Below are 18746 nucleotides of genomic sequence, written 5' to 3'. Positions count from 1 at the left end.
GCGTGTCGGCGCACTCACATTCTTGTGCCGTTACCTGTTAGTCAGCGCGTCGCTTCAACAGATAGATATCCATGATCCATCCATGTGCGGCCCGATGTCTGGCGCGATTGGCCAGAATCTCTTCGGCCACGTCGGCCAGAGGCCCATGGATCAGAATCTCTTCCTTCATTCCGACATAGGCGCCCCACCAGATGTCATAATCTGCCATCTCCAGTGACTGGAACGAACATTCTCCATCCAGCATGACGGCGACATTCGATGCGCCCGGGGGCCAACCTTCGTCCCGCAAACGTCGCCCCGTGGTGACGACATAAGGCGCACCGATCTCGTTGATCGGGATTGCGTGGGCCGCCGTCAGCGCTTGCAACGCGGTGATGCCCGGGATCACCCGCTTGTTCGGCTGCGGATTCAGCCGGGCCGCAATGCGCAAAGAACTGTCATAAAGCGACGGGTCGCCCCAGATCAGCAGGGCAACCTTGCTGGCCGTCGGATGGGCCGAGATCGCCTTTTGCCAGCGCAGCGCAATGGCGTCGTGCCACTCATCCACGCCTTGCAAATAACCGTCCTCGGACCGCCGTTTGGGAATGTCGAAATAGGCGATCTGCGGCGAGCTGTCCGTGACCGTGGCAATGATCTCTTCGCGCAGTCCGGCCAGATCGGCCTTGTTCTCACCCTTGCGCGGGATCAGGATCAGATCGGCCTCGCGGATTGCCTCAATGCCTTGCCGGGTCACATGATCGGGGTTGCCGGTGCCGATCCCGATCAGGGTCAGATCATACATCATCCAACTCCGCCAATGGACCATAAAGGATCAGGGCAGGGGCCGTGCCGATTTCGGATTTCAGCGTGTCGGCAAGCGCGCCGATGGTGGAACGGTGCAGCACCTGATCGGGGGTCGACACGGATTCCGCCATCAGCGCGGGCGTGTCCAATGGCAGTCCATGGGCATGCAGCGCCTCGACCAGCAGGGGAAAGGTGCGCTTGCCCATGAACACAACAGTCGTGGCCATTCCGTCGGCCAAAGCGGGCAGGTTCAGATCGTCGGGCAACTGCCCACTGACATCATGGCCGGTGACAAATTGCACCCGCCGTGCCGTAAGGCGACGTGTCAGCGGGATGCCAGCAGCGGCGGCTGCCGCAACGGCCGAGGGGATGCCCGGAATGACCTCGTATTCGATCCCGGCCGCGCGCAATGCCACCAGTTCCTCCTCCAGCCGTCCGAACAGCCCGCCATCGCCGGATTTCAACCGCACGACGCGCTGACCGGTCTGCGCATATTCGACCAGCAGGCGGCTCACATGGTCCTGTTTGGGCGAGGGGCGTCCGGCGCGTTTGCCGACGCCGACCAGATCCGCATCCTCGCGCGCATGCGTCAGGATCGGCCCACTGCTCAGGTCATCGAACAGCACCGCATCGGCCTTTTGCATCCGGTCCACGGCCTTGAGCGTCAGCAGCTCCGGGTCACCGGGGCCTGAGCCTACGAAAGAGACAAAACCGCTCATGCCGAGGCCTCGGCAATCAGGTGAAAGAACGTGCCGGTGACGTTGCCACGCACTGATCCGGTTTGGGGGCCTTCGGTTCCCTCGGCGTCAAACACCCGCGCCAAGGGGGCATCGGGCTGTTCGATAATCGAGGAATAGTGGAACTCGTGCCCCCGCAGGGCTGTCCCTGCCGCAAGTCCCGGCATCGGGGCCAGAAGTTCAGCCCGGCGATAGCCCAGATTGAATTTGCGCTTTTCGTAAGATGTGACCAACCCAAGCAGCCCGGCCATCTTATGCCGCGTGCCGTCCTTGTCGATCAACCCTTCGCCCAACGCCATGTACCCGCCGCATTCGCCGTGAACCGGTTTGGTTTCGGCGTGGCGACGCACTCCGGTCAGGAAGGTATCAGCAGCGGCCAGAGTGCCCGCATGTAACTCAGGGTATCCACCCGGCAACCAGACCAGATCGGCATCCGTCGCCGGAGCTTCATCCGCCAAAGGCGAGAAGGGCAACACCTCGGCCCCAGCCCTGCGCCAGCCTTCCAGCAAATGTGGGTAGGTAAAGGAAAATGCCGCATCCCGCGCCAATGCAATTCGCTGGGCCGGGGGGCGCGGCAGCGCGGCTGACGATGGCCCAGCCGGGCCTGAGGAGGCCGCCCGCTTGATCGCTTCCAGATCTACATGCTCACGCAGGAAGGCCGCATATCCGGCGATGGCGCTTTCCAGATCGGGGTGCTCAACGGCCTGGATCAGGCCCAGATGCCGCTCGGGCAGGGTCAGATCACCGCGTCTTGGTAGCACGCCCAGAACCGGCAGGCCTGCGCGCTCCATGCCCAGGCGGGTCAGACGCTCGTGGCGCAGGCTGGCACAGCGGTTCAGGATCACGCCGGCAAAGGGCAGATCGGGGTTGTACATCTTGAACCCCAGCGCCGTCGCCGCCGCCGATTGCGCCTGTCCGCCCACATCCAGCACCAGCACCACCGGCCAGCCCATCCGCTGCGCTGTCTCGGCGCTGGAGCCATGCCCCAGCTCCCCGGGCCTGGCCACGCCATCAAACAACCCCATCGAGCCTTCGGCGACCACAATATCCGCCCCGTCCGCCTGCGCTGAGATCGCGTTCAGCAGCGGATCGCCCATCGCCCAACTGTCGAGGTTGAACGAGGCCCGCCCCGCCGCCGCCCGATGAAAGGCCGGATCGATGTAATCAGGCCCGCTCTTGAAGGGCTGCACCGTCAGACCGTCCTCGGCCAGTGCCCGCAACAGGCCCAGCATGACGGTGGTTTTACCGGTGCCCGAGGACGGCGCCGAGATCAGCAATCCGGGAGGGTTAGTCATCACCATGACTCCAGCTCGACCACGGGCTGTCCGCGCTTTGCGGGCGATACCGACGGTCATAGGTCTTAGAATACAGGCAGCTTTCGTCGAACCCTTCGCCCGCCAGCGCTGGTCCGACCATGATCAACGCGGTGCGCGAGATGCTCTCGTCCAGTGCATCTTTCAACGTTTCCAAGGTCGCGCGGATGATCCGCTCATCCGGCCAACTGGCGCGATAGACAACGGCCACCGGACAATCCGCGCCATAGGCCGGGGTCAGGTCAGCGATAACCTTGTCCAGATTGCCAATCGACAGGTGAATGGCCAGCGTGGCCCCGGTGCGGGCGAAGTTCTCCAACGTCTCACCTTCGGGCATCGAAGATGCACGGCCGGGCGTCCGGGTCAGCACCACCGATTGCGCGAGTCCGGGCAGGGTCAGTTCAGTGCCCAGAGCCGCTGCCGCGGCGGCAAAAGACGGCACGCCGGGCGTGACGCTGACCGGAATGCCCATCTCTTTCAACCGACGGATCTGTTCCCCCATCGCGGACCAGACCGACAGATCGCCTGAATGCAGCCGGGCCACGTCTTGCCCCGCCTTATGAGCCGCTTCGATCTCGGCCATGATCTGGTCCAGATCCATCGGCGCGGTGTTCACGATCTTCGCGCCTTCGGGGCAATGGCTCAGGATCTCCTCCGGCACCAGCGAGCCCGCATACAGGCACACCGGGCACGACGCGATGATATCGCGCCCGCGTAAGGTAAGCAGGTCGGCGGCGCCCGGTCCGGCGCCGATGAAATGAACGGTCATGTTGGTCCTCCGATGGCCAAGGCGCAGGTCGCCAGCCGGTCGTCTGAAATCTGTCTTGGGGATATCAACCGCGCGCCGGGTCCGGCGGCGGCAAGGGCGGATGCTTCGGCCACGCTGCCGGTGCCATAGCTGGCGCGGCTGCGGGCTGAGCATGTCAGGGTGCGCTGTCCGGCCAGGTCAGCGGGTGCAACAAGGTGCAAGGGCAGGTCGACGATTGCCGCAAAGGCGTCCAACGCGGCGTGGCCGTCCTTGTCCGCGACCGTCGCCAGCGCATCCACGGCATGGCCCGAGGACGCCTGATCATAGGCCGCCTTCAGGCTGTCCACCGTGGCGGAGCTGGAAAAACCAAGACCGGCGACGATCATAGGGTCACGCTCCACTGCACCACCGGATAGGCGGATTTCCATCCGCGGCGGGGGCCCAGAGCGCCCGCCTGCGCCAATTCAATCCGCAGCAAGTCGCCGCCAAGGGCCTCGTGCCATTGGGCGAGCAAAGCCTCGCTTTCCAGCGTCACGGCATTGGCGACCAGCCGCGTGCCCGGTTTCAGGTTGTCGCGCAGCCAGACCAGCAAAGCCTCGGACAGCCCGCCGCCAATAAAAACCACATCAGGCATGGCCAAGCCCGGCAGAGCATCGGGCGCGGTGCCATGAACGACCTCCAGTCGATCCTGCCCCAACGTGTCCGCGTTGCGCCTAATTCGGTCTGCACGCTCGGCCAGCGGCTCGATCGAGGTTGCGGTCAGGGTCGGGTCGCACATCAGCCATTCGATGCTGATCGAACCGGTTCCGCCACCGATATCCCACAGATGCTCGCCCCGTTGCGGTGCCAGCGCGGACAGGGTCAGCGCTCGGATGGGCCGCTTGGTGATCTGACCATCGGTTTCAAAGATGTCGTCCGGCTTGCCGGATGCTTTGGGGAATGCCAGTCCGGGGCCGGTGACCTCAAGCCCGACACAGACCGGGTGATCGAACGTGCCCAGCAAGGCTTCGGTCAGTGTAACGGTCTGCGTGTTTTCGCGTGGCCCACCCAGGGCTTGCATCACATGCAGCGCGCTGTCGGCGAAACCGGTCTCGGTCAGATAGGTGGCCAATTCAGCCACCGCCTTGCCATCGCGCAGCAGCAAAATGGCACGCAACCCCGCCGCCAGATGCGGTCTCAGCCGGGTCAGCGGCGCGGCGTGCAGCCCAAATGTCAGCGTGCTTTCCAGCGGCCAACCCAACCGGGCAGCGGCCAGCGAAAAGGTGGATTGACCGGGCAGGGCAGTCCATTCGCCCGCGTCAAAGGTTCTGGCAATGACCGAGCCCGCACCGAACCAGAAAGGATCGCCCGAGGCCAGCACAACCGTTGGCCGCCCGCGCAGACCCGTCAGGATCGGGATGCCATCGGCAAACGGCACGGGCCATTCGATCCGTTCAGCCTGTGTTTCGGGGATCAGCGAAAGATGACGGGGCGGGCCCATGACGACCTCGGCCCGATCCAGCACTTGACGACTTGCGGGCGGCAGGCCATCCAGTCCATCTTCGCCCAGCCCCAGAATGGTCAGCCACGGAGCCTTATTCATGCCCAACCTCCTGCTTCTTGGCGGCACGACCGAAGCCAATGCGCTGGCCCGCAGCCTTGCCGATAGGGGGGTGCGCGCAATCTACTCTTACGCCGGGCGTGTGGACAATCCTCGCCCGCAACCTTTGCCGGTGCGCGTCGGCGGGTTCGGAGGGGCCGACGGGCTGCGCAGCTATATCCGCGACAACGCGATCACGCATGTTGTGGACGCAACGCATCCCTTTGCCGCGCAGATGAGCCGGAATGCCATCGCCGCCTGCGAAGCCGTAGGTGTTCCGCTGGTTGCCTTGACCCGACCGGCCTGGGTTCCGCAGCACGACGACCGCTGGCAGCATGTTCCGGACATTCCGGCGGCCGTTGCAGCACTGGCAGGCCCCGCTCGGCGCGTCTTTCTGGCTGTGGGCCGGATGCACCTGCAGGATTTCGCCGCGCAACCCCAGCATGACTATTTGCTGCGGCTGGTTGACGAACCTGCCAATGTGCCGCTGCCAAACGCCGATATTGTCGTCTCGCGCGGGCCGTTCACGGTTGAGGGCGACCTTGCGCTGATGCAACGCCACGCCACCGAACTGGTGATTTCGAAAAACGCAGGTGGCACCGGCGCGCGCGCCAAGCTGGACGCCGCGCGGGCGCTGGGCGTGCCAGTCCTGATGATCGACCGGCCCAGCCTGCCGCCCCGGCAGGAACTGTCCTCGGTCGCGCAAGTTCTGGACTGGCTGGCTCATCCCTGACCCTCGGCCAGAGTGAACCTTGGCGTATAGACAATCGGCGCGCCGTCGCCTTCGATCACGCGCGTCAGAGAGGATCCGACAATCACAACCGTCTGCATGTCGGCCATATCCGGTGTCGCCTCGGCCAGCGTTGAGATTCGGATCGCTTCATCCGCCCGAGTCACAGCCCGTGCGAACAGGATCAACCGTTCTGGCTCACATTCTTCCCGCAGGATTTCCAGCGTTTTTACAAAACCTTCCGGGCGGGATTTCGAGCGCGGATTATAGAACGCCATGGCGAAATCGCCCTGTGCCGCAAGGCGCAGGCGCTTTTCGATCAGGGACCATGGCTTGAGGTTGTCGCTCAGGTTAATGGCGCAAAAGTCATGGCCCAAGGGCGCACCGGCACGGGCCGAGGCTGCCAGCATCGCGGTGATGCCCGGCAGTACGTCCACCGGAATATCACGCCATTCACGCGGCCCGTTTTCCATAGCCTCGAACACTGCTGCCGCCATGGCAAACACGCCCGGATCACCCGACGAAACCACGACCACACGTTTCCCCTCAGCCGCCATTTGCAGCGCGTGCTGGGACCGGTCGATTTCGACCCGGTTGTCGCTGGCATGCAGGGTCAAGCCCTCACGGTCGCCAACACGGGCAACATAGGGAATGTAGCCGACAACATCAGTGGCCTTGGCCAGCGCTGTGGATACTTCGGGCGTCACCAGTTGTTCATCACCGGGGCCCAGCCCGGCGATCTTGACCCATCCGCTCATGGTCGCCGTCCTTGGCCATGCACGATGATAATCGAGAAATAAGGGGTAATGCCGTCCCCGTCCTCGGACAGCTTCCGCACCCGTTGATTGGGCATCTGCGCAAACTCGACGATCCAGGCCCGGTCAAAAAGACCCGCAGTCTTCAGCGCCCGTTTGACCTTGTCGATATTGCGCCCGATCTTCATCACAACCAACGCATCGGTTTGCGCCATACGTCGCGCCAGATCATCCTCGGGCAGGGTTCCGACCAGCACGGTCAGCACATCATCGCCCCATGTGATCGGGTCGCCCGTTGCCGTCCACGCGCCGGACATGCCAGTAATTGCAGGCACCACATCTACATCAGCTTCATCGCGTAAGCGGCTGTAAAGATGCATGAATGACCCGTAGAAGAACGGATCACCCTCACACAGAACAACAACGTCCTCGCCTTTGTCGGCCAGCGTTTTCAGATGTCGTGCGCAGTCTTCGTAGAAAGCGGCGAGCAATTCGTTGTAGCGCGGGTCTGTCACGGGAATTTCCGTGGTGACGGGGTATTCCATCGGGAATTCCACCACGTCTCCGGGGATCATGCCGTTGACGATCTTGCGCGCCTGACCGCTGCGGCCCGGCTTGCGGAAAAACGCCACGTGGCGGGCATTGCGCAGCAGCCGGTCGGCCCGGACGCTCATCAGATCCGGGTCGCCAGGGCCGAGGCCCACGCCATAGATTTTACCCGCGCTCATTCGGCGCGGCTCGCGATGGCGTTGATAGCGGCCACAGTGATCGCGCTGCCGCCCAGACGGCCCTTTACTATGCAGGACGGCACCGGCTGCGCCTCCCACAGCGCGTCCTTGGATTCCATTGCGCCGACAAAACCCACCGGGCAGCCGATGATGGCGGCGGGGCGCGGGCAGTCGGGGTCTTCCAGCATGTTCAGCAGGTGGAACAGCGCCGTGGGCGCGTTGCCGATGGCGACCAGAGAACCCTCCAGATGCGGCCGCCACAGTTCCAGCGCGGCGGCGGAGCGTGTGTTGCTCATCTCAGCCGCCAGCGGGCGCACGCGGTCGTCATGCAGGGTGCAGATCACCTCATTGTCGGCGGGCAGGCGAAAGCGGGTCACACCTTCGCTGACCATCCGCGCGTCGCACAGGATCGGCGCGCCATTTTCCAGCGCGGTGCGGGCGGCGGTCACGAAACCGGGTGAGAAATGCACGAACTCTTCCAGTCCGACCATGCCTGCGGCGTGGATCATGCGGACGGCGACCTGCTCCTCGTCGGCGTCGAACCGGGCCAGATCGGCCTCGGACCGGATGGTGGCAAAGCTCTCTTTGTAGATCGCTGCGCCGTCGGTTTCGTATTCATAGGGCATCAGGTCAGGTCCATGGTCAAAAGTGTTTCGGGGCTGAGCCCGCGCTGACAGGGCTCATCCCCTGCGCGGCCCCGTTTGACAAGATCAAATCGTCCGTTGTTGCCGACCAAAGTGACGTCGGCGGGGCCCATGCGGGCACATCCCTTGGCGCAGCCCGAGACATGCAGGCTGCCGGGAACGCGCGCGGCCAGGGCGCGGGCGATGTCGCGGGTTTCCACTTGCGCCTGCGGGCAGAATGGCGCGCCGGGGCAGGCGTCGGTGCTCATCAGCGGGTCGGTGCCATCGGTGACGAAGTCCGGGGCAGGTATCGCCGCCCCGCCTTCCAGCAGGATCAGCCGCCACGGGGTGACACGCAGGGCGGTTGCGCCGCTGTCGTCAATCAGATCATAAAGCTTGCGGGCAGGCAGCGACCCAAAAGCGGCACCATACAACGCACCAAGTTCACAAGGGCCGGGGCGCAGTTTTTTACCGACCGGGCCGGGTGCATGTCCCTGCCATTCCTGCGGCAAAGCGTCGGTGACCCGTGCCATGCGGCGCGTCTCGGGCGTATATGTTCCTGCAAACCACCGTGCCAAAGCGATGACATGGTCAATGGCGTCGGCCTCGGCCACAGGCCGCCCGGTCTCGCAGCCGTCGGCGCGCAGGATCAGATCGTCAACGCCGGTTTCCAGACGAATATCCGCTGAATCCGCGCTCAGCAGGCGCGCGGGCCCGGTGTCGATGGCAAAGCCGAACTTTGCGGGCAGGGCAGGCAGTTCCGCCAGCCGGTCAATCAGTTCCTGCGTCAGGCGCGCGGTCAAATCGCCCGCCTGGTACAGCGGCGTGACCAGAATGTTGCGCCGCACCTCGATGCCAGGTTCGGCATCCAGCAGGTCCAGCGCCGCAAGTTCCTTGAGCAGCGGCTGGTGGTCATAATCCTCCACCCCCCGCAGTTGCAGATTGGCGCGGTTGGTCAGGTCGATGGTGCCATTTCCAAACCGATCTGCAAGGTCGCACAGACCCAGCGCCTGATCGACCGTCAGACGCGCCAGTCGGGGTCGTACCCGCACCACCAGACCGTCGCCCGACATCATCGGGCGGTGTGCGCCGGGGCACCAGCCCTGTATGACGGGGGCGCTCATCCCAGCCCCTCCAGATCGGCGCGGATCGAGTTCCGGCGGGTGTTCCACAGCCCGGTCTCCAACAGCGCGCGGAACCGGTCCTGCATGGCCTCATGGGCCTGCGGGTTGGCCTCGGCCAGAAAGGCATCGACCTGCGGATCGCCCAGCGTTGCGTCGTGATACAGATCGAACAGATGCGGCGCGACCGTGCCCGACAGATGCGCGAAGGACGCCATGTGATCCAATGTCGCCGCGATCTCGGCAGCGCCCCGGAACCCGTGCCGCTGCATTCCGGCGATCCAAGCAGGGTTGGCGGCGCGGGCATGGACAACGCGGCTGATCTCTTCGGGCAGGGTGCGCGCGCGGGGATTGTCCGGGTTGGTATTGTCCAGATGGTACAGCTGCGCCTCGCCGCCGGTCACCTTTTTGGCCGCTGCAAACCCGGCCTCGTGCGTGGCGTAATCGTTGGCCAGCAGCAGGTCGGTCTCGGTCAGGTCCTGCAGGTGGACAAAGCTGTCGGCATTGGCGACGCGCTGCGTGATCCCATCGACGTCCTGCGCGATATGCTCGCCTTCCAGCGCATAGGAACTGGCCTGCAACCATGCTTCACCCGCCTGCGTGCGGGCCTCATCCGTATAAATTTCAGACAGTTGCGTCATGTTCACGCCATAGCTGCCCGGCGCGGGGCCGAACACGCGCGCAGCCGGGGCCTGCCCGGCATAGGGGTTCCAGTCCGGTGCCTCATCCCGTTCGGATAAGGCCCGCACCGCTTGACCGTAAAGCGCAGAGAGCGTCGGGAACACGTCGCGGAAAAGTCCCGAGACGCGCAGGGTGACATCCAGACGCGGGCGGCTGAGGTCGGTGATCGGCAGAACTTCGATGCCTGAGACGCGCTCGGACCCCTTGTCCCAGACCGGCTTGACGCCCAGCAGGTGCAGCGCCATGGCGAATTCTTCCCCGGCGGTGCGCATGGCGGCCGAGCCCCAGAGGTCGACGATCAGCCCCTTGGGATAATCGCCCTCTTCCTGCAAATGCCTCCGCACCAGTTCCTCGGCCAGTTTGACCCCTTGGGTATAGGCGGCGCGGGTGGGCACAGACCGTGGATCGGTGGTGTAGAGGTTCCGCCCCGTTGGCAGCACATCCGACCGACCGCGATAAGGGGAACCCGAAGGGCCAGCCTCGATCCGTTTGCCCGCCAGCGCGTCCAGCAGGGCCGCACGTTCGGCATGGGCCGAGGGTGCCGGGTCGAAATTGCCGCTCACGTCGGGCACCCGGCCAAAGATATGCAACCCGTCGCCGAACTGGCTTTCCTTGATGTCGCAGACAAAGCGGTCGATGCGGGTGATCGCCTCGGCGGTGCAGGTGGCCTGATCCAGGCCGAGGTCGCTTTCGAGCCCAATCGCCTGCGCCTCGTCCCGGATATCCTCTTGCAGTCGGTCGCGGCGCTTGGGGTCCAGACCGTCAGCGTTCGAGAACTCGTCCAGCAGCGATTCCAGCCGCACCATCCGATCCGGCGTGCCGCTTTCCTTGAGCGCGGGCGGGATATGGCCCAGCGTGACGGCTCCGATCCGGCGCTTGGCCTGTGCGGCCTCGCCGGGGTCGTTGACGATGAACGGGTAGATCACCGGCAGATCGCGGATCAGCGCCTCGGGCCAGCAGGCGGCGGACAGGGCGACCGATTTGCCGGGCAGCCATTCCAGTGTGCCATGCGCGCCGATATGGATCAGCGCATCCGCGCCCAGCCCTTGGCGCAGCCACAGGTAAAACGCAACATAGCCGTGGCGCGGGGTGCGCGAGAGGTCGTGGTAATCGTCATCGCGCAATTCGGGCGTGCCGCGTTCGGGTTGCAGTGCGATCAGGGCCTTGCCGCGTCGCAGGGCGGTGAAATGGAAGGCTCCATCGGCGCAGGCCGGGTCATCCTCGGGCTTGCCCCAGACGGTTTGCAGAGCGGTGCACAGGGTCTCGGGCAATTCGGCCAGAGCGGTCAGGTAGTCCGTCAGCGGCCATGAAATCCGGGCGTCTGGCAGTTCGGATGCGAGGTCTTCACCTGTTTCCCGGGGCGGCAACCCCGGATCGCGCCCGACCCGCCCCCCAGGGCGGGCGCGATTGCGCCCACCCTCGGGCTGGTCGCGATCCTCAGTGCTGTATCCCTGTGTTTGTAGATCATCCAAGATAGCCTCTGCCGAGGCCAGCGCGTCGAGGCCAACCGCATGGGCCATCTGCCAGTCCTTGCCGGGATAGGTGGACAGCACCAGCGCAGGCGTCTGATCGGCCTTGGGTTTGTCGTGCAGGGCCAGCCAGCCGGATACACGGTCGATGATCGCTTCGATCCGTTCGGGTTCTGCCCGGTGGGCGAAGCGGGAATATTCCAGATGCGGGTCGCGCTTGCCCGGTTCCTTGAACGAGGCGATGCCCGCTGAAATCCGCCCGTCCACTTCGGGCAGTACCACATGCATGGCGAGGTCGGCGGGGGATAGCCCGCGTTCCGCCTCGGCCCATGCCTTGCGGCGCGAGGTGGCCAGCGCGACCTGAAATACCGGCACGTTGGCGGCGTCCAGAGGCGAGGTGCCCGACGCGCCTTTGCCCGAGAAGGAGGTGGCGTTGATGATCGCTGACGGGGCCAGTGCCACGACCTGTTGGCGCAGCCAATCTGTCGCGACGGGGGCTTTCAGAGAGGGGGCGAACAGGCCCACCGCCTCGAATCCGCGGGCTCGGAGGCTGCGGATCAGAGCCGCGACAGGAGCGGTGTCGGCTGAGGTCAGGTAGGCGCGGTAGAAGGTGACGAGGATGCGTTTCGCACCGCCCGAAAACGCCGTATCCACCGGGATCACGCCACGATCCGGGCACCACGCACCGCATTCCGGCAACGTCTTGGCCCCCATCACCGGCCCGGCATAAAGCCCGGCTGCCAGCGCCATCTGCGCCAGGGCGGCTTGTGCCGCGACCTCTCCGCCGGTGTCGCACAGATGCGCCAGCCGCCGCAGGGTCGAGACGGGCAGGGTGGAATAGTCATCCAGCCGCGTATCCTCGCGCCCGTCCGCAGGCAGCACTGCCAGCGCGATCCCTTTGGCCTGCGCCAGCGCCAGAACCTGTTGCAAGCCATAGGACCAGTAGGGCACACCGCCGATCAGGCGGATCAGTATGCCCTTTGCGCCCTCCAGCGTCTGTTCCACATAGGTATCGACCGACAGAGGGTGCTTGAGCGCCGTCAGGTTCGCCAGCCGCATCGTCGGCATCCGCCCCTCGGGGCCGCCACCGCGATGCCAGCCCGCCGCAAAAGCGCCAAGGTCACTGTCCGAAAACGACAGCACCACCAGATCCGCCGGACTCTGGCCCAGATCGGTCGGGGTCTCGGTTTCCTCTAACCCGTGGCTTTCGCGGAAGACGACGTGCATGGCTTACTCGGCGGCCTCGGTCACACCCACGAGGATATCGCGGATCGCGGCCTCTTTGATGTCGTCATGCTCGGCAATCACCACAAGGCGCGAGCGGCGGTCCTCGCCGGGCTCCCATGGGCGGTCATATTGGTGACGCACGCGCGCGCCAACGGCCTGCACCAGCAGACGCATGGGCTTGCCCTGAACGGCGGCATAACCTTTGACGCGCAGGATGTTCAGCTCATTCGCCAGACGTTCGATCTTGGCAACCAGATCGGCGGGTTCGGTCTGTTCCGGCAGTTCGACGATGATGCTTTCGAAATCGTCATGCTCGTGGTCGTGGTGGCCGTCGTGATGCGACGGTCGAGCGTCCATGTCATCCTCGGCGGCGGCCTCAAGGCCCAGCACGACGCGCACGTCCACGGCACCTTCGGCCACTTCAACCACGGGCAGAGGGCGCGGGGCTTCGGCCGCGATGATTTCTTTGGCTTTCGCCACACCTTCGGGACCGGCCAGATCGGGTTTGGTCAGCAGGATGATGTCGGCGCAGGAAATCTGATCCTCGAACACCTCGGACAGGGGCGTTTCGTGGTCGATCGAGTCATCGGCCAGACGCTGCGCATCCACAGCTTCGACATTCGGCGCGAAGCGACCGGCGGCGACAGCCTCGGCATCGGCCAGAGCGATCACGCCATCCACGGTGATTTTCGACCGGATATCGGGCCAGTCGAACGCCTTGAGCAGCGGTTTCGGCAGGGCGAGGCCTGAGGTTTCGATCAGGATGTGATCGGGGCGCGGCTCCAGCGCCATCAGCGCCTCAATGGTGGGGATGAAATCATCAGCCACGGTGCAGCATATGCAGCCATTGGCCAGTTCCATGATGTTTTCCGCCGGGCAATCCGGGATCGCGCAGGATTTCAGGATGTCGCCATCGACGCCCACATCGCCAAATTCGTTGACCACCACGGCCAGACGCTTGCCCTGCGGGTTCTGCATCAGATGCTTGACCAGCGTCGTTTTGCCCGAACCCAGAAAGCCGGTGATCACAGTGACGGGGAGTTTTTCGAGATTGCTCATTTCAGGGCTCCAATCGGGGGAATACGGGCCGCACAGTTTTTGCGGAAATGTTCGGTGCGCTCGCGCCATTTGACCAGACCGTCCTCGGTCGCGAGGTATTTGGTGACACCGTCGACGATGGTTTCGACATGGTCGGTCTCATTGAGGTTCTCATAGACAAAGGTCCAGCGATCCGGCCCGCCGCGCAGCACGATGGAACAGCCCTGATCGCAGTTCGACAGGCATTCTACGGCTTTCAGCGTGACGCCCTCGGGCAGATCCGCCTGTTCCAGCGCTTTGTGCAGCAATGTGCCAGGGCGCTGATCATCATCCTCGATGGGCAGCCCACGGCGGCAGGTGGTGCAGACCAGCAGCTCGACCGGCGCAGTCTCGGTCATGTCTCTCATCCCCCCAAATCCTCTTCGCGGGGGACGGGGTTTCATGCGGGCCACGCGATGCACATGGACCCGACACCGGAACACCCCGCCCGGTTTCAACTTCGGGTGCTGGCAGGTCTCCCGGCTTGCGGATGTCAGAGGCCCGGTTCGTCTGGCTCCTCTGTCGGATGTCCCGCCTTCCCGGCTTTGCAGCCAGTGGCATTGGGCACCCTCTCCGGTCACGGTCGCGGGGGCGGCTGCGTTTGGCGGATAACCCGTTGACGCATTCCCTTTTCATCGGCTGTCGCCGACACCAACGACAGGGACATGCGGCACGTGCGGGCAGGTTGTCAAGCGCGATGCGACCACCATCGCGTGGCTAGGATGAAAAGCGACCTGCCAGCGTCGCTGGGCGGCATGACGCGGTGCCCGCGACATGGTCGCATACCGGAAATCACGCAGGGAGACGCGAATAATGAAAGTTGGGTTCATCGGACTTGGAAATGTGGGCGGAAAACTCTCGGGCTCGTTGCTGCGCAACGGGATCGACCTGACGGTCCATGACCTCAATGCAGACCTGGTGGCAGAATTCGTCGAAAAGGGCGCAAGGGCCGCCGAAAGCCCGGCCCAGCTGATGCGCGATTGCGACGCGGTGATCACCTGCTTGCCATCGCCTGCCGCCTCGGACGCTGTCATGCAGGAGATGTTGCCCGAGGTCGGCCCCGGCAAAATCTGGATGGAGATGTCCACCACCGACGAGGCCGAGGCCAAGCGGCTGGGTGCCTTGGTCATCGAGCGGGGCGGGGCGGCGGTTGATTGCCCGGTTTCCGGCGGATGCCACCGGGCGGCAACCGGCAATATCTCGATCTTCGCGGGTTGCGACCGGGATACCTTTGAGCGAATCCTGCCCTTCCTGACAACGATGGGCCGTCGGGTGTTGCATACGGGCGATCTGGGCTCGGCCTCGGTTCTGAAAGTTCTGACCAACTATCTGGCAACCGCCAACCTGATCACCTGCGCCGAAGCGCTGGTGACCGCCAAAGCCGCCGGGATGGACCTGAACACGACCTATGAGGCGATCAAAATCTCGTCCGGTACGTCGTTTGTGCATGAGACCGAAAGCCAGGTCATCCTGAACGGTTCGCGGGATATTTCCTTCACAATGGACCTTGTCAAAAAGGATATCGGCCTGTTTCAGGACGTCGCCGACCGCGCGGGTGTCCCACTTGAGATCAACCCGATCATGATCAAGATCTTCGAGGACGGCATCGCACGCTACGGCGAACGCGAACTGTCGCCCAACATCATCAAACGCCTGGAAGACGCCACCGGCCTCGACATCCGCGCGCCCGGCTTTCCACCTGAAATGCAGGACGATGAACCTGAAGAACCGGGTTATGAGGTTATCCCGGCGGGGCGCGATTCCTAAGAGAGGCGCGCTTTCGTCTTTGCGTCGCGAGGTGGAGGTATTGAAGGAAGTGGAGGCGAGTACCGGAATCGAACCGGTGTACACGGATTTGCAATCCAATACTTTATCGTTATTAAACAATAATTTAGATCGAAAAAAGTATCAAGACAAAGCTGGAACTATCAGTGAACATGATACCGGTGAAACAGGGGGTTTTCCTGCGGTTCTGACGCCGGTTTGGGGCGCTCGATGAGCCGCCATAGTTTTGATCCTGACATTGCCGCGTTGGTAGGGCTAAACGCGGCTGTGATTTTCCAGAACATCACCTTCTGGATCGAGAAGAACCAAGCCAACCGGCGCAATCTTCGGGATGGGCGCTATTGGACCTACAACTCAATCTCTGCATTTGCCGAGCTGTTTCCTTACTTGACCGAAAAGCAGATCCGCACAGCGCTGGATAAGCTGCTTACATCAAAGCTGATCCTGAAGGGAAATTTTAGCGATGACCGTTATGATCGAACGTGCTGGTATGCGTTGGGCGATTGCATTTGCCCAAATGGGCAGATCGAGAAGACCAAATGGGAAAATGATACATTTGCCCGAGAGGGCAAGCCGTCTGCCCCTGAGGGCAAATCATGTAAGAACAGATATAAACCAAATATAAATCCATATCCTTCGCGAGAGGTGGAAACGGATAATGAAGCTGAGAAAATCTTGGCGACATATCCCGAAGATCGCATTCGCCGGAAAACGGATTGCTTGCTGGCGATTCGGGAGATCCTGACGAATGATGTTGCTGCTGGCGACCTGATTGAGGCGGTTCAGGCCTATGCCAGTGAAAGCGCGGGGTTCACCCGTTCCAAGGTTTGTTTTTCGGATAACTGGTTCAACTCTGTTCGTTGGCAGAGGTATGTTCAAGAAGCCCAGATCCAGCGAGAGGACGCTAAAGCCAAAGAGGCCGAGGCGCTGAAAGGGCTGGCGGTTTGGATCACAGATCGCAGTCCGCTTTGTCGGCACATTTCGCCCAGCCAGATCACGGCGCTTTTGGCCGCTAAACTGGTGACGCCGTTGCAGATTCAGGCAGCAGGGCTTGGCTGATGGGTAAAACAGAACCGTTTTCAGTGCAAAGAGCAAGGCGACCCATGTCATACGCTGATGCTTCTGACATGGGACCTTGCGAGGGGTGGCAAGCCTCCCCTTCGAACCCCACCGGCGGGGGCAAGCCCCACGCCAAAGCAGCTCTGACCGATACATTTGTCTTTCGGTGCAGCACCGCCGAAAAGGCTGGGTTACGCGCGAAGGCTGAGGCGGCTGGCGTACCTGCTGCAACTCTCTTGCGTGAGGCGCTTGGCCTGACTGAGGCGCGTCGTCGAAAGACCATGCCACGCGTTGATCCGGCCTTGACGCTGGCGGTCGGCCGCATCGGTGGCAACCTCAACCAGATCGCTCGTGCTACGAACCGCGCCTTGCTCGCTGGGCGGATCGACCTCGATACGCTGGCCCTTGCGTGTCAGCTCGTGGTGATCGAACGTCAGCTTGCCCAGATCCTTGATGAGGTGCGGGAATGCTGATCAAGTTCTTTCCCAACGGCAAAGGCGCGGGAGCTGGCCCTGTCGGCTATCTGATCGCGGATGAGGTGCTGGTCTATGATGCCAACCGTGACTTGATCCGTGATTCCGATGGCCAGCCGCAGACAGTCATGCGCAACCCGTTGCCGGAGGTGTTACGCGGCAATCCTGATCGCACCGAGGCGCTGATTGACGCCAGCCGCAACCAATGGACCTACCGCGCGGGTGTTGTCAGTTTCGCCCATGGCGATGCTCCCACCGAGGCCCAGCAGACCGAAGTCATGGATGCCTTTGAAGAATTGGCTTTCGCAGGAATGGACCCTGAGCAATATGACATGCTCTGGGTCCGCCATACCCACGAAGATCGGGTCGAGCTGCATTTCTGTACCCCCCGGCTGGAGCTGACCACTGGCAACAGCCTCAATATCGCGCCGCCGGGCTATCAGGATGCCTATGACAGTCTGCGCGATCTGATGAACAAGACCCATGGCTGGGCAGATCCGTTGGATCTGGAGCACGCCCAAGAGGTACAGGTGACAGCTGAGGCCCCGAGCCGCGCGCAGGGACGTGAGGAACTCCACGACTGGGTTCTCGACCAGATCAGCGTTGGCACAATCACCGACCGCGCGAGCATGGTCGATGCTCTGACAGATGCAGGGTTCGATATTCCCCGCGCCGGCAAAAACTACATTACCGCCGAAGACCCAGAGACAGGCGAACGCTGGCGGCTGAAAGGAGAGATTTTCAATGAAAACTGGCAAGCCGACCCGGCTGAGCGAGAAATTGAACGCGGATCTGGATGTGATCAGGCAGGAACACACCGCCTTGATGAATTCTCAGTTGGAGCGCTTCAGGAGCGATTTGAGCGGCATTGCGACAAGCGCGCTGAATACCATCGAGACCGATATTCGCTATTTTCTGAGCGACAGCAGGAGCGAATTACAGAGGCGCAGCGAGATAATCCGGCGCTGGCTGACGATATCGCCTTGGGTGATCGCGGGGCTGATCATGGCGTGGATCGTTTCGACCATGGCGGTGAGCTGGCTTTGGATGGTTTTTTTGACGCGCTTGGAAATGACAGAGCTTGGCCTGACACGGATCGAACAGGCGGGGCAGATCTGGCTGACGCTGGACCCGGAGCAGACCGAATTGAAAACCTGCACGATAGCGGGCACGCCAATCATCTGCATCGAAATCAGGGGGCAATAAATGACGACGCCCATGACAGCCTTGGAACGCGATTTGCTCGCCTGCGTCGAACGATTAGTGACGGCCTGCGAAACCTCAGCGCAGGAATTGCACGCCTTGGAGGCACGCTCGACGACCGGGATCGAGAGCAAAGTGAATGGGTTGGCGCATTGCGTGGCGCTGCTGATGAAATCGCATCTCTTGTCGGTCACCACATTGGCCGACTTGCTGAGAGAGGAACAGACCTACGAGACGCTTCAAGAGGGCTTAGAGATCAGCTTGAAATTAGCGAAACGCGCCGAGCAACTGCTGAACGAGAACTAAATGAACGTGAACGCGGCCATAGCCACAGCCTTTGAATTGAAAAGGAAAATCAATGTACTTCCCGCATGACCATTTCACCATGTCCTACGCCCAATCCCGCGATTATGGCATCGATTACCGCACGTTTGACAAGGTGATACGCCTGCCTGAGGGGGTTCCGTTGATGGCCATTGCCGGTGTCTGGGGTGATTACAGCGATATCCGTTGCCTGTTCATCGACGCGGAGGGGAACGGTTATCGGCGTCATGTCTACGGTGGGGGCGGTGAATACATCATCCGAGAACTGGATTTGAATGCCAAGAATCTCAAGGTGGGGCAGATACTTGTTTTGGAAAGTTAACTTGCTGTT

Annotated in this window: 19 protein-coding genes and 1 riboswitch; of the genes, 6 read left to right on the top strand and 13 right to left on the bottom strand. The window is 62.7% G+C overall.

The window, feature by feature from the left end; all coding sequences use genetic code 11:
* Positions 1–37: 37 nt before the first annotated feature.
* From cobF to cbiE, 6 genes are read right to left on the bottom strand one after another with little or no spacing between them, the layout of a single operon-like run.
* A complete protein-coding gene (gene cobF / locus ACR0KJ_RS06670; RefSeq protein ID WP_480626239.1) occupies positions 38–781 on the bottom strand; it encodes a precorrin-6A synthase (deacetylating) in 744 nt (247 codons plus the stop codon).
* Positions 774–1502, bottom strand: coding sequence for a uroporphyrinogen-III C-methyltransferase (gene cobA, locus ACR0KJ_RS06665; protein WP_480626238.1), 729 nt, complete (start codon positions 1500–1502; stop codon positions 774–776). The genes cobF and cobA overlap by 8 nt, the downstream gene beginning before the upstream one ends.
* Positions 1499–2821 (bottom strand): cobyrinic acid a,c-diamide synthase CobB, encoded by a 1323-nt coding sequence (locus tag ACR0KJ_RS06660; protein ID WP_480626237.1) that lies wholly within the window; start codon positions 2819–2821, stop codon positions 1499–1501. Before ACR0KJ_RS06660 ends, cobA begins: the two co-directional genes overlap by 4 nt.
* Positions 2808–3602: a precorrin-4 C(11)-methyltransferase gene (gene cobM / locus ACR0KJ_RS06655; protein ID WP_480626236.1), complete on the bottom strand. Its 795-nt coding sequence runs from the start codon at positions 3600–3602 to the stop codon at positions 2808–2810. The genes ACR0KJ_RS06660 and cobM overlap by 14 nt, the downstream gene beginning before the upstream one ends.
* Entirely contained in the window at positions 3599–3967 is a 369-nt protein-coding gene (locus tag ACR0KJ_RS06650; protein ID WP_480626283.1) for a cobalamin biosynthesis protein, read from the bottom strand. The genes cobM and ACR0KJ_RS06650 overlap by 4 nt, the downstream gene beginning before the upstream one ends.
* Positions 3964–5163, bottom strand: a complete 1200-nt coding sequence (cbiE, locus tag ACR0KJ_RS06645) for a precorrin-6y C5,15-methyltransferase (decarboxylating) subunit CbiE (protein WP_480626235.1) — start codon at positions 5161–5163, stop codon at positions 3964–3966. The genes ACR0KJ_RS06650 and cbiE overlap by 4 nt, the downstream gene beginning before the upstream one ends.
* On the opposite strand from cbiE, the gene ACR0KJ_RS06640 reads away from it, so the two are divergent.
* Entirely contained in the window at positions 5162–5893 is a 732-nt protein-coding gene (locus ACR0KJ_RS06640; RefSeq protein ID WP_480626234.1) for a cobalt-precorrin-6A reductase, read from the top strand. The genes cbiE and ACR0KJ_RS06640 overlap by 2 nt on opposite strands.
* On the opposite strand, the gene cobJ is transcribed toward ACR0KJ_RS06640, so the two are convergent.
* From cobJ to ACR0KJ_RS06605, 7 genes are read right to left on the bottom strand one after another with little or no spacing between them, the layout of a single operon-like run.
* Entirely contained in the window at positions 5884–6648 is a 765-nt protein-coding gene (gene cobJ / locus ACR0KJ_RS06635) for a precorrin-3B C(17)-methyltransferase (RefSeq protein WP_480626233.1), read from the bottom strand. The two genes, ACR0KJ_RS06640 and cobJ, sit on opposite strands and share 10 nt — an antisense overlap.
* A complete protein-coding gene (locus tag ACR0KJ_RS06630; protein ID WP_480626232.1) occupies positions 6645–7373 on the bottom strand; it encodes a precorrin-2 C(20)-methyltransferase in 729 nt (242 codons plus the stop codon). Before ACR0KJ_RS06630 ends, cobJ begins: the two co-directional genes overlap by 4 nt.
* The gene (locus ACR0KJ_RS06625; protein ID WP_170449426.1) at positions 7370–7999 is read right to left on the bottom strand and encodes a precorrin-8X methylmutase; all 630 of its coding nucleotides are present in this window, start codon (positions 7997–7999) and stop codon (positions 7370–7372) included. The genes ACR0KJ_RS06630 and ACR0KJ_RS06625 overlap by 4 nt, the downstream gene beginning before the upstream one ends.
* Positions 7999–9120 carry a cobalamin biosynthesis protein CobG gene (locus ACR0KJ_RS06620; RefSeq protein WP_480626231.1) on the bottom strand — a complete coding sequence of 374 codons (1122 nt, stop codon included), beginning with the start codon at positions 9118–9120 and terminating at the stop codon, positions 7999–8001. Before ACR0KJ_RS06620 ends, ACR0KJ_RS06625 begins: the two co-directional genes overlap by 1 nt.
* The gene (cobN, locus tag ACR0KJ_RS06615; protein WP_480626230.1) at positions 9117–12494 is read right to left on the bottom strand and encodes a cobaltochelatase subunit CobN; all 3378 of its coding nucleotides are present in this window, start codon (positions 12492–12494) and stop codon (positions 9117–9119) included. Before cobN ends, ACR0KJ_RS06620 begins: the two co-directional genes overlap by 4 nt.
* A gap of 3 nt (positions 12495–12497) precedes the next feature.
* The gene (gene cobW / locus ACR0KJ_RS06610) at positions 12498–13553 is read right to left on the bottom strand and encodes a cobalamin biosynthesis protein CobW (RefSeq protein ID WP_170735229.1); all 1056 of its coding nucleotides are present in this window, start codon (positions 13551–13553) and stop codon (positions 12498–12500) included.
* Positions 13550–13930, bottom strand: coding sequence for a DUF1636 family protein (locus ACR0KJ_RS06605; protein WP_480626229.1), 381 nt, complete (start codon positions 13928–13930; stop codon positions 13550–13552). Before ACR0KJ_RS06605 ends, cobW begins: the two co-directional genes overlap by 4 nt.
* A 93-nt stretch (positions 13931–14023) precedes the next feature.
* Positions 14024–14242: riboswitch (cobalamin riboswitch) on the bottom strand.
* 103 nt (positions 14243–14345) lie between these two features.
* Between ACR0KJ_RS06605 and ACR0KJ_RS06600 the strand changes: the two genes are divergently transcribed.
* The 5 genes from ACR0KJ_RS06600 (at position 14346) to ACR0KJ_RS06580 (ending at position 18737) form a co-directional block, all read left to right on the top strand.
* On the top strand, positions 14346–15338 hold the full coding sequence (locus ACR0KJ_RS06600; RefSeq protein ID WP_480626228.1) for an NAD(P)-dependent oxidoreductase: 993 nt from the start codon (positions 14346–14348) through the stop codon (positions 15336–15338).
* Positions 15339–15566: 228 nt separating this feature from the next.
* Positions 15567–16415, top strand: coding sequence for a hypothetical protein (locus ACR0KJ_RS06595; protein ID WP_480626227.1), 849 nt, complete (start codon positions 15567–15569; stop codon positions 16413–16415).
* A gap of 44 nt (positions 16416–16459) precedes the next feature.
* Complete coding sequence (locus tag ACR0KJ_RS06590) at positions 16460–16888, top strand: plasmid mobilization protein (protein WP_480626226.1); 429 nt, start codon at positions 16460–16462, stop codon at positions 16886–16888.
* Positions 16882–18432, top strand: coding sequence for a relaxase/mobilization nuclease domain-containing protein (locus tag ACR0KJ_RS06585; protein WP_480626225.1), 1551 nt, complete (start codon positions 16882–16884; stop codon positions 18430–18432). Before ACR0KJ_RS06590 ends, ACR0KJ_RS06585 begins: the two co-directional genes overlap by 7 nt.
* A 17-nt stretch (positions 18433–18449) precedes the next feature.
* Complete coding sequence (locus ACR0KJ_RS06580; RefSeq protein ID WP_480626224.1) at positions 18450–18737, top strand: hypothetical protein; 288 nt, start codon at positions 18450–18452, stop codon at positions 18735–18737.
* The last annotated feature ends 9 nt before the right edge of the window (positions 18738–18746 follow it).

The organism is Ruegeria sp. AD6 (assembly GCF_056542325.1).
Note: the sequence above shows the minus strand (reverse complement) of the source record. Positions and strands in the feature narration are given on the sequence as shown.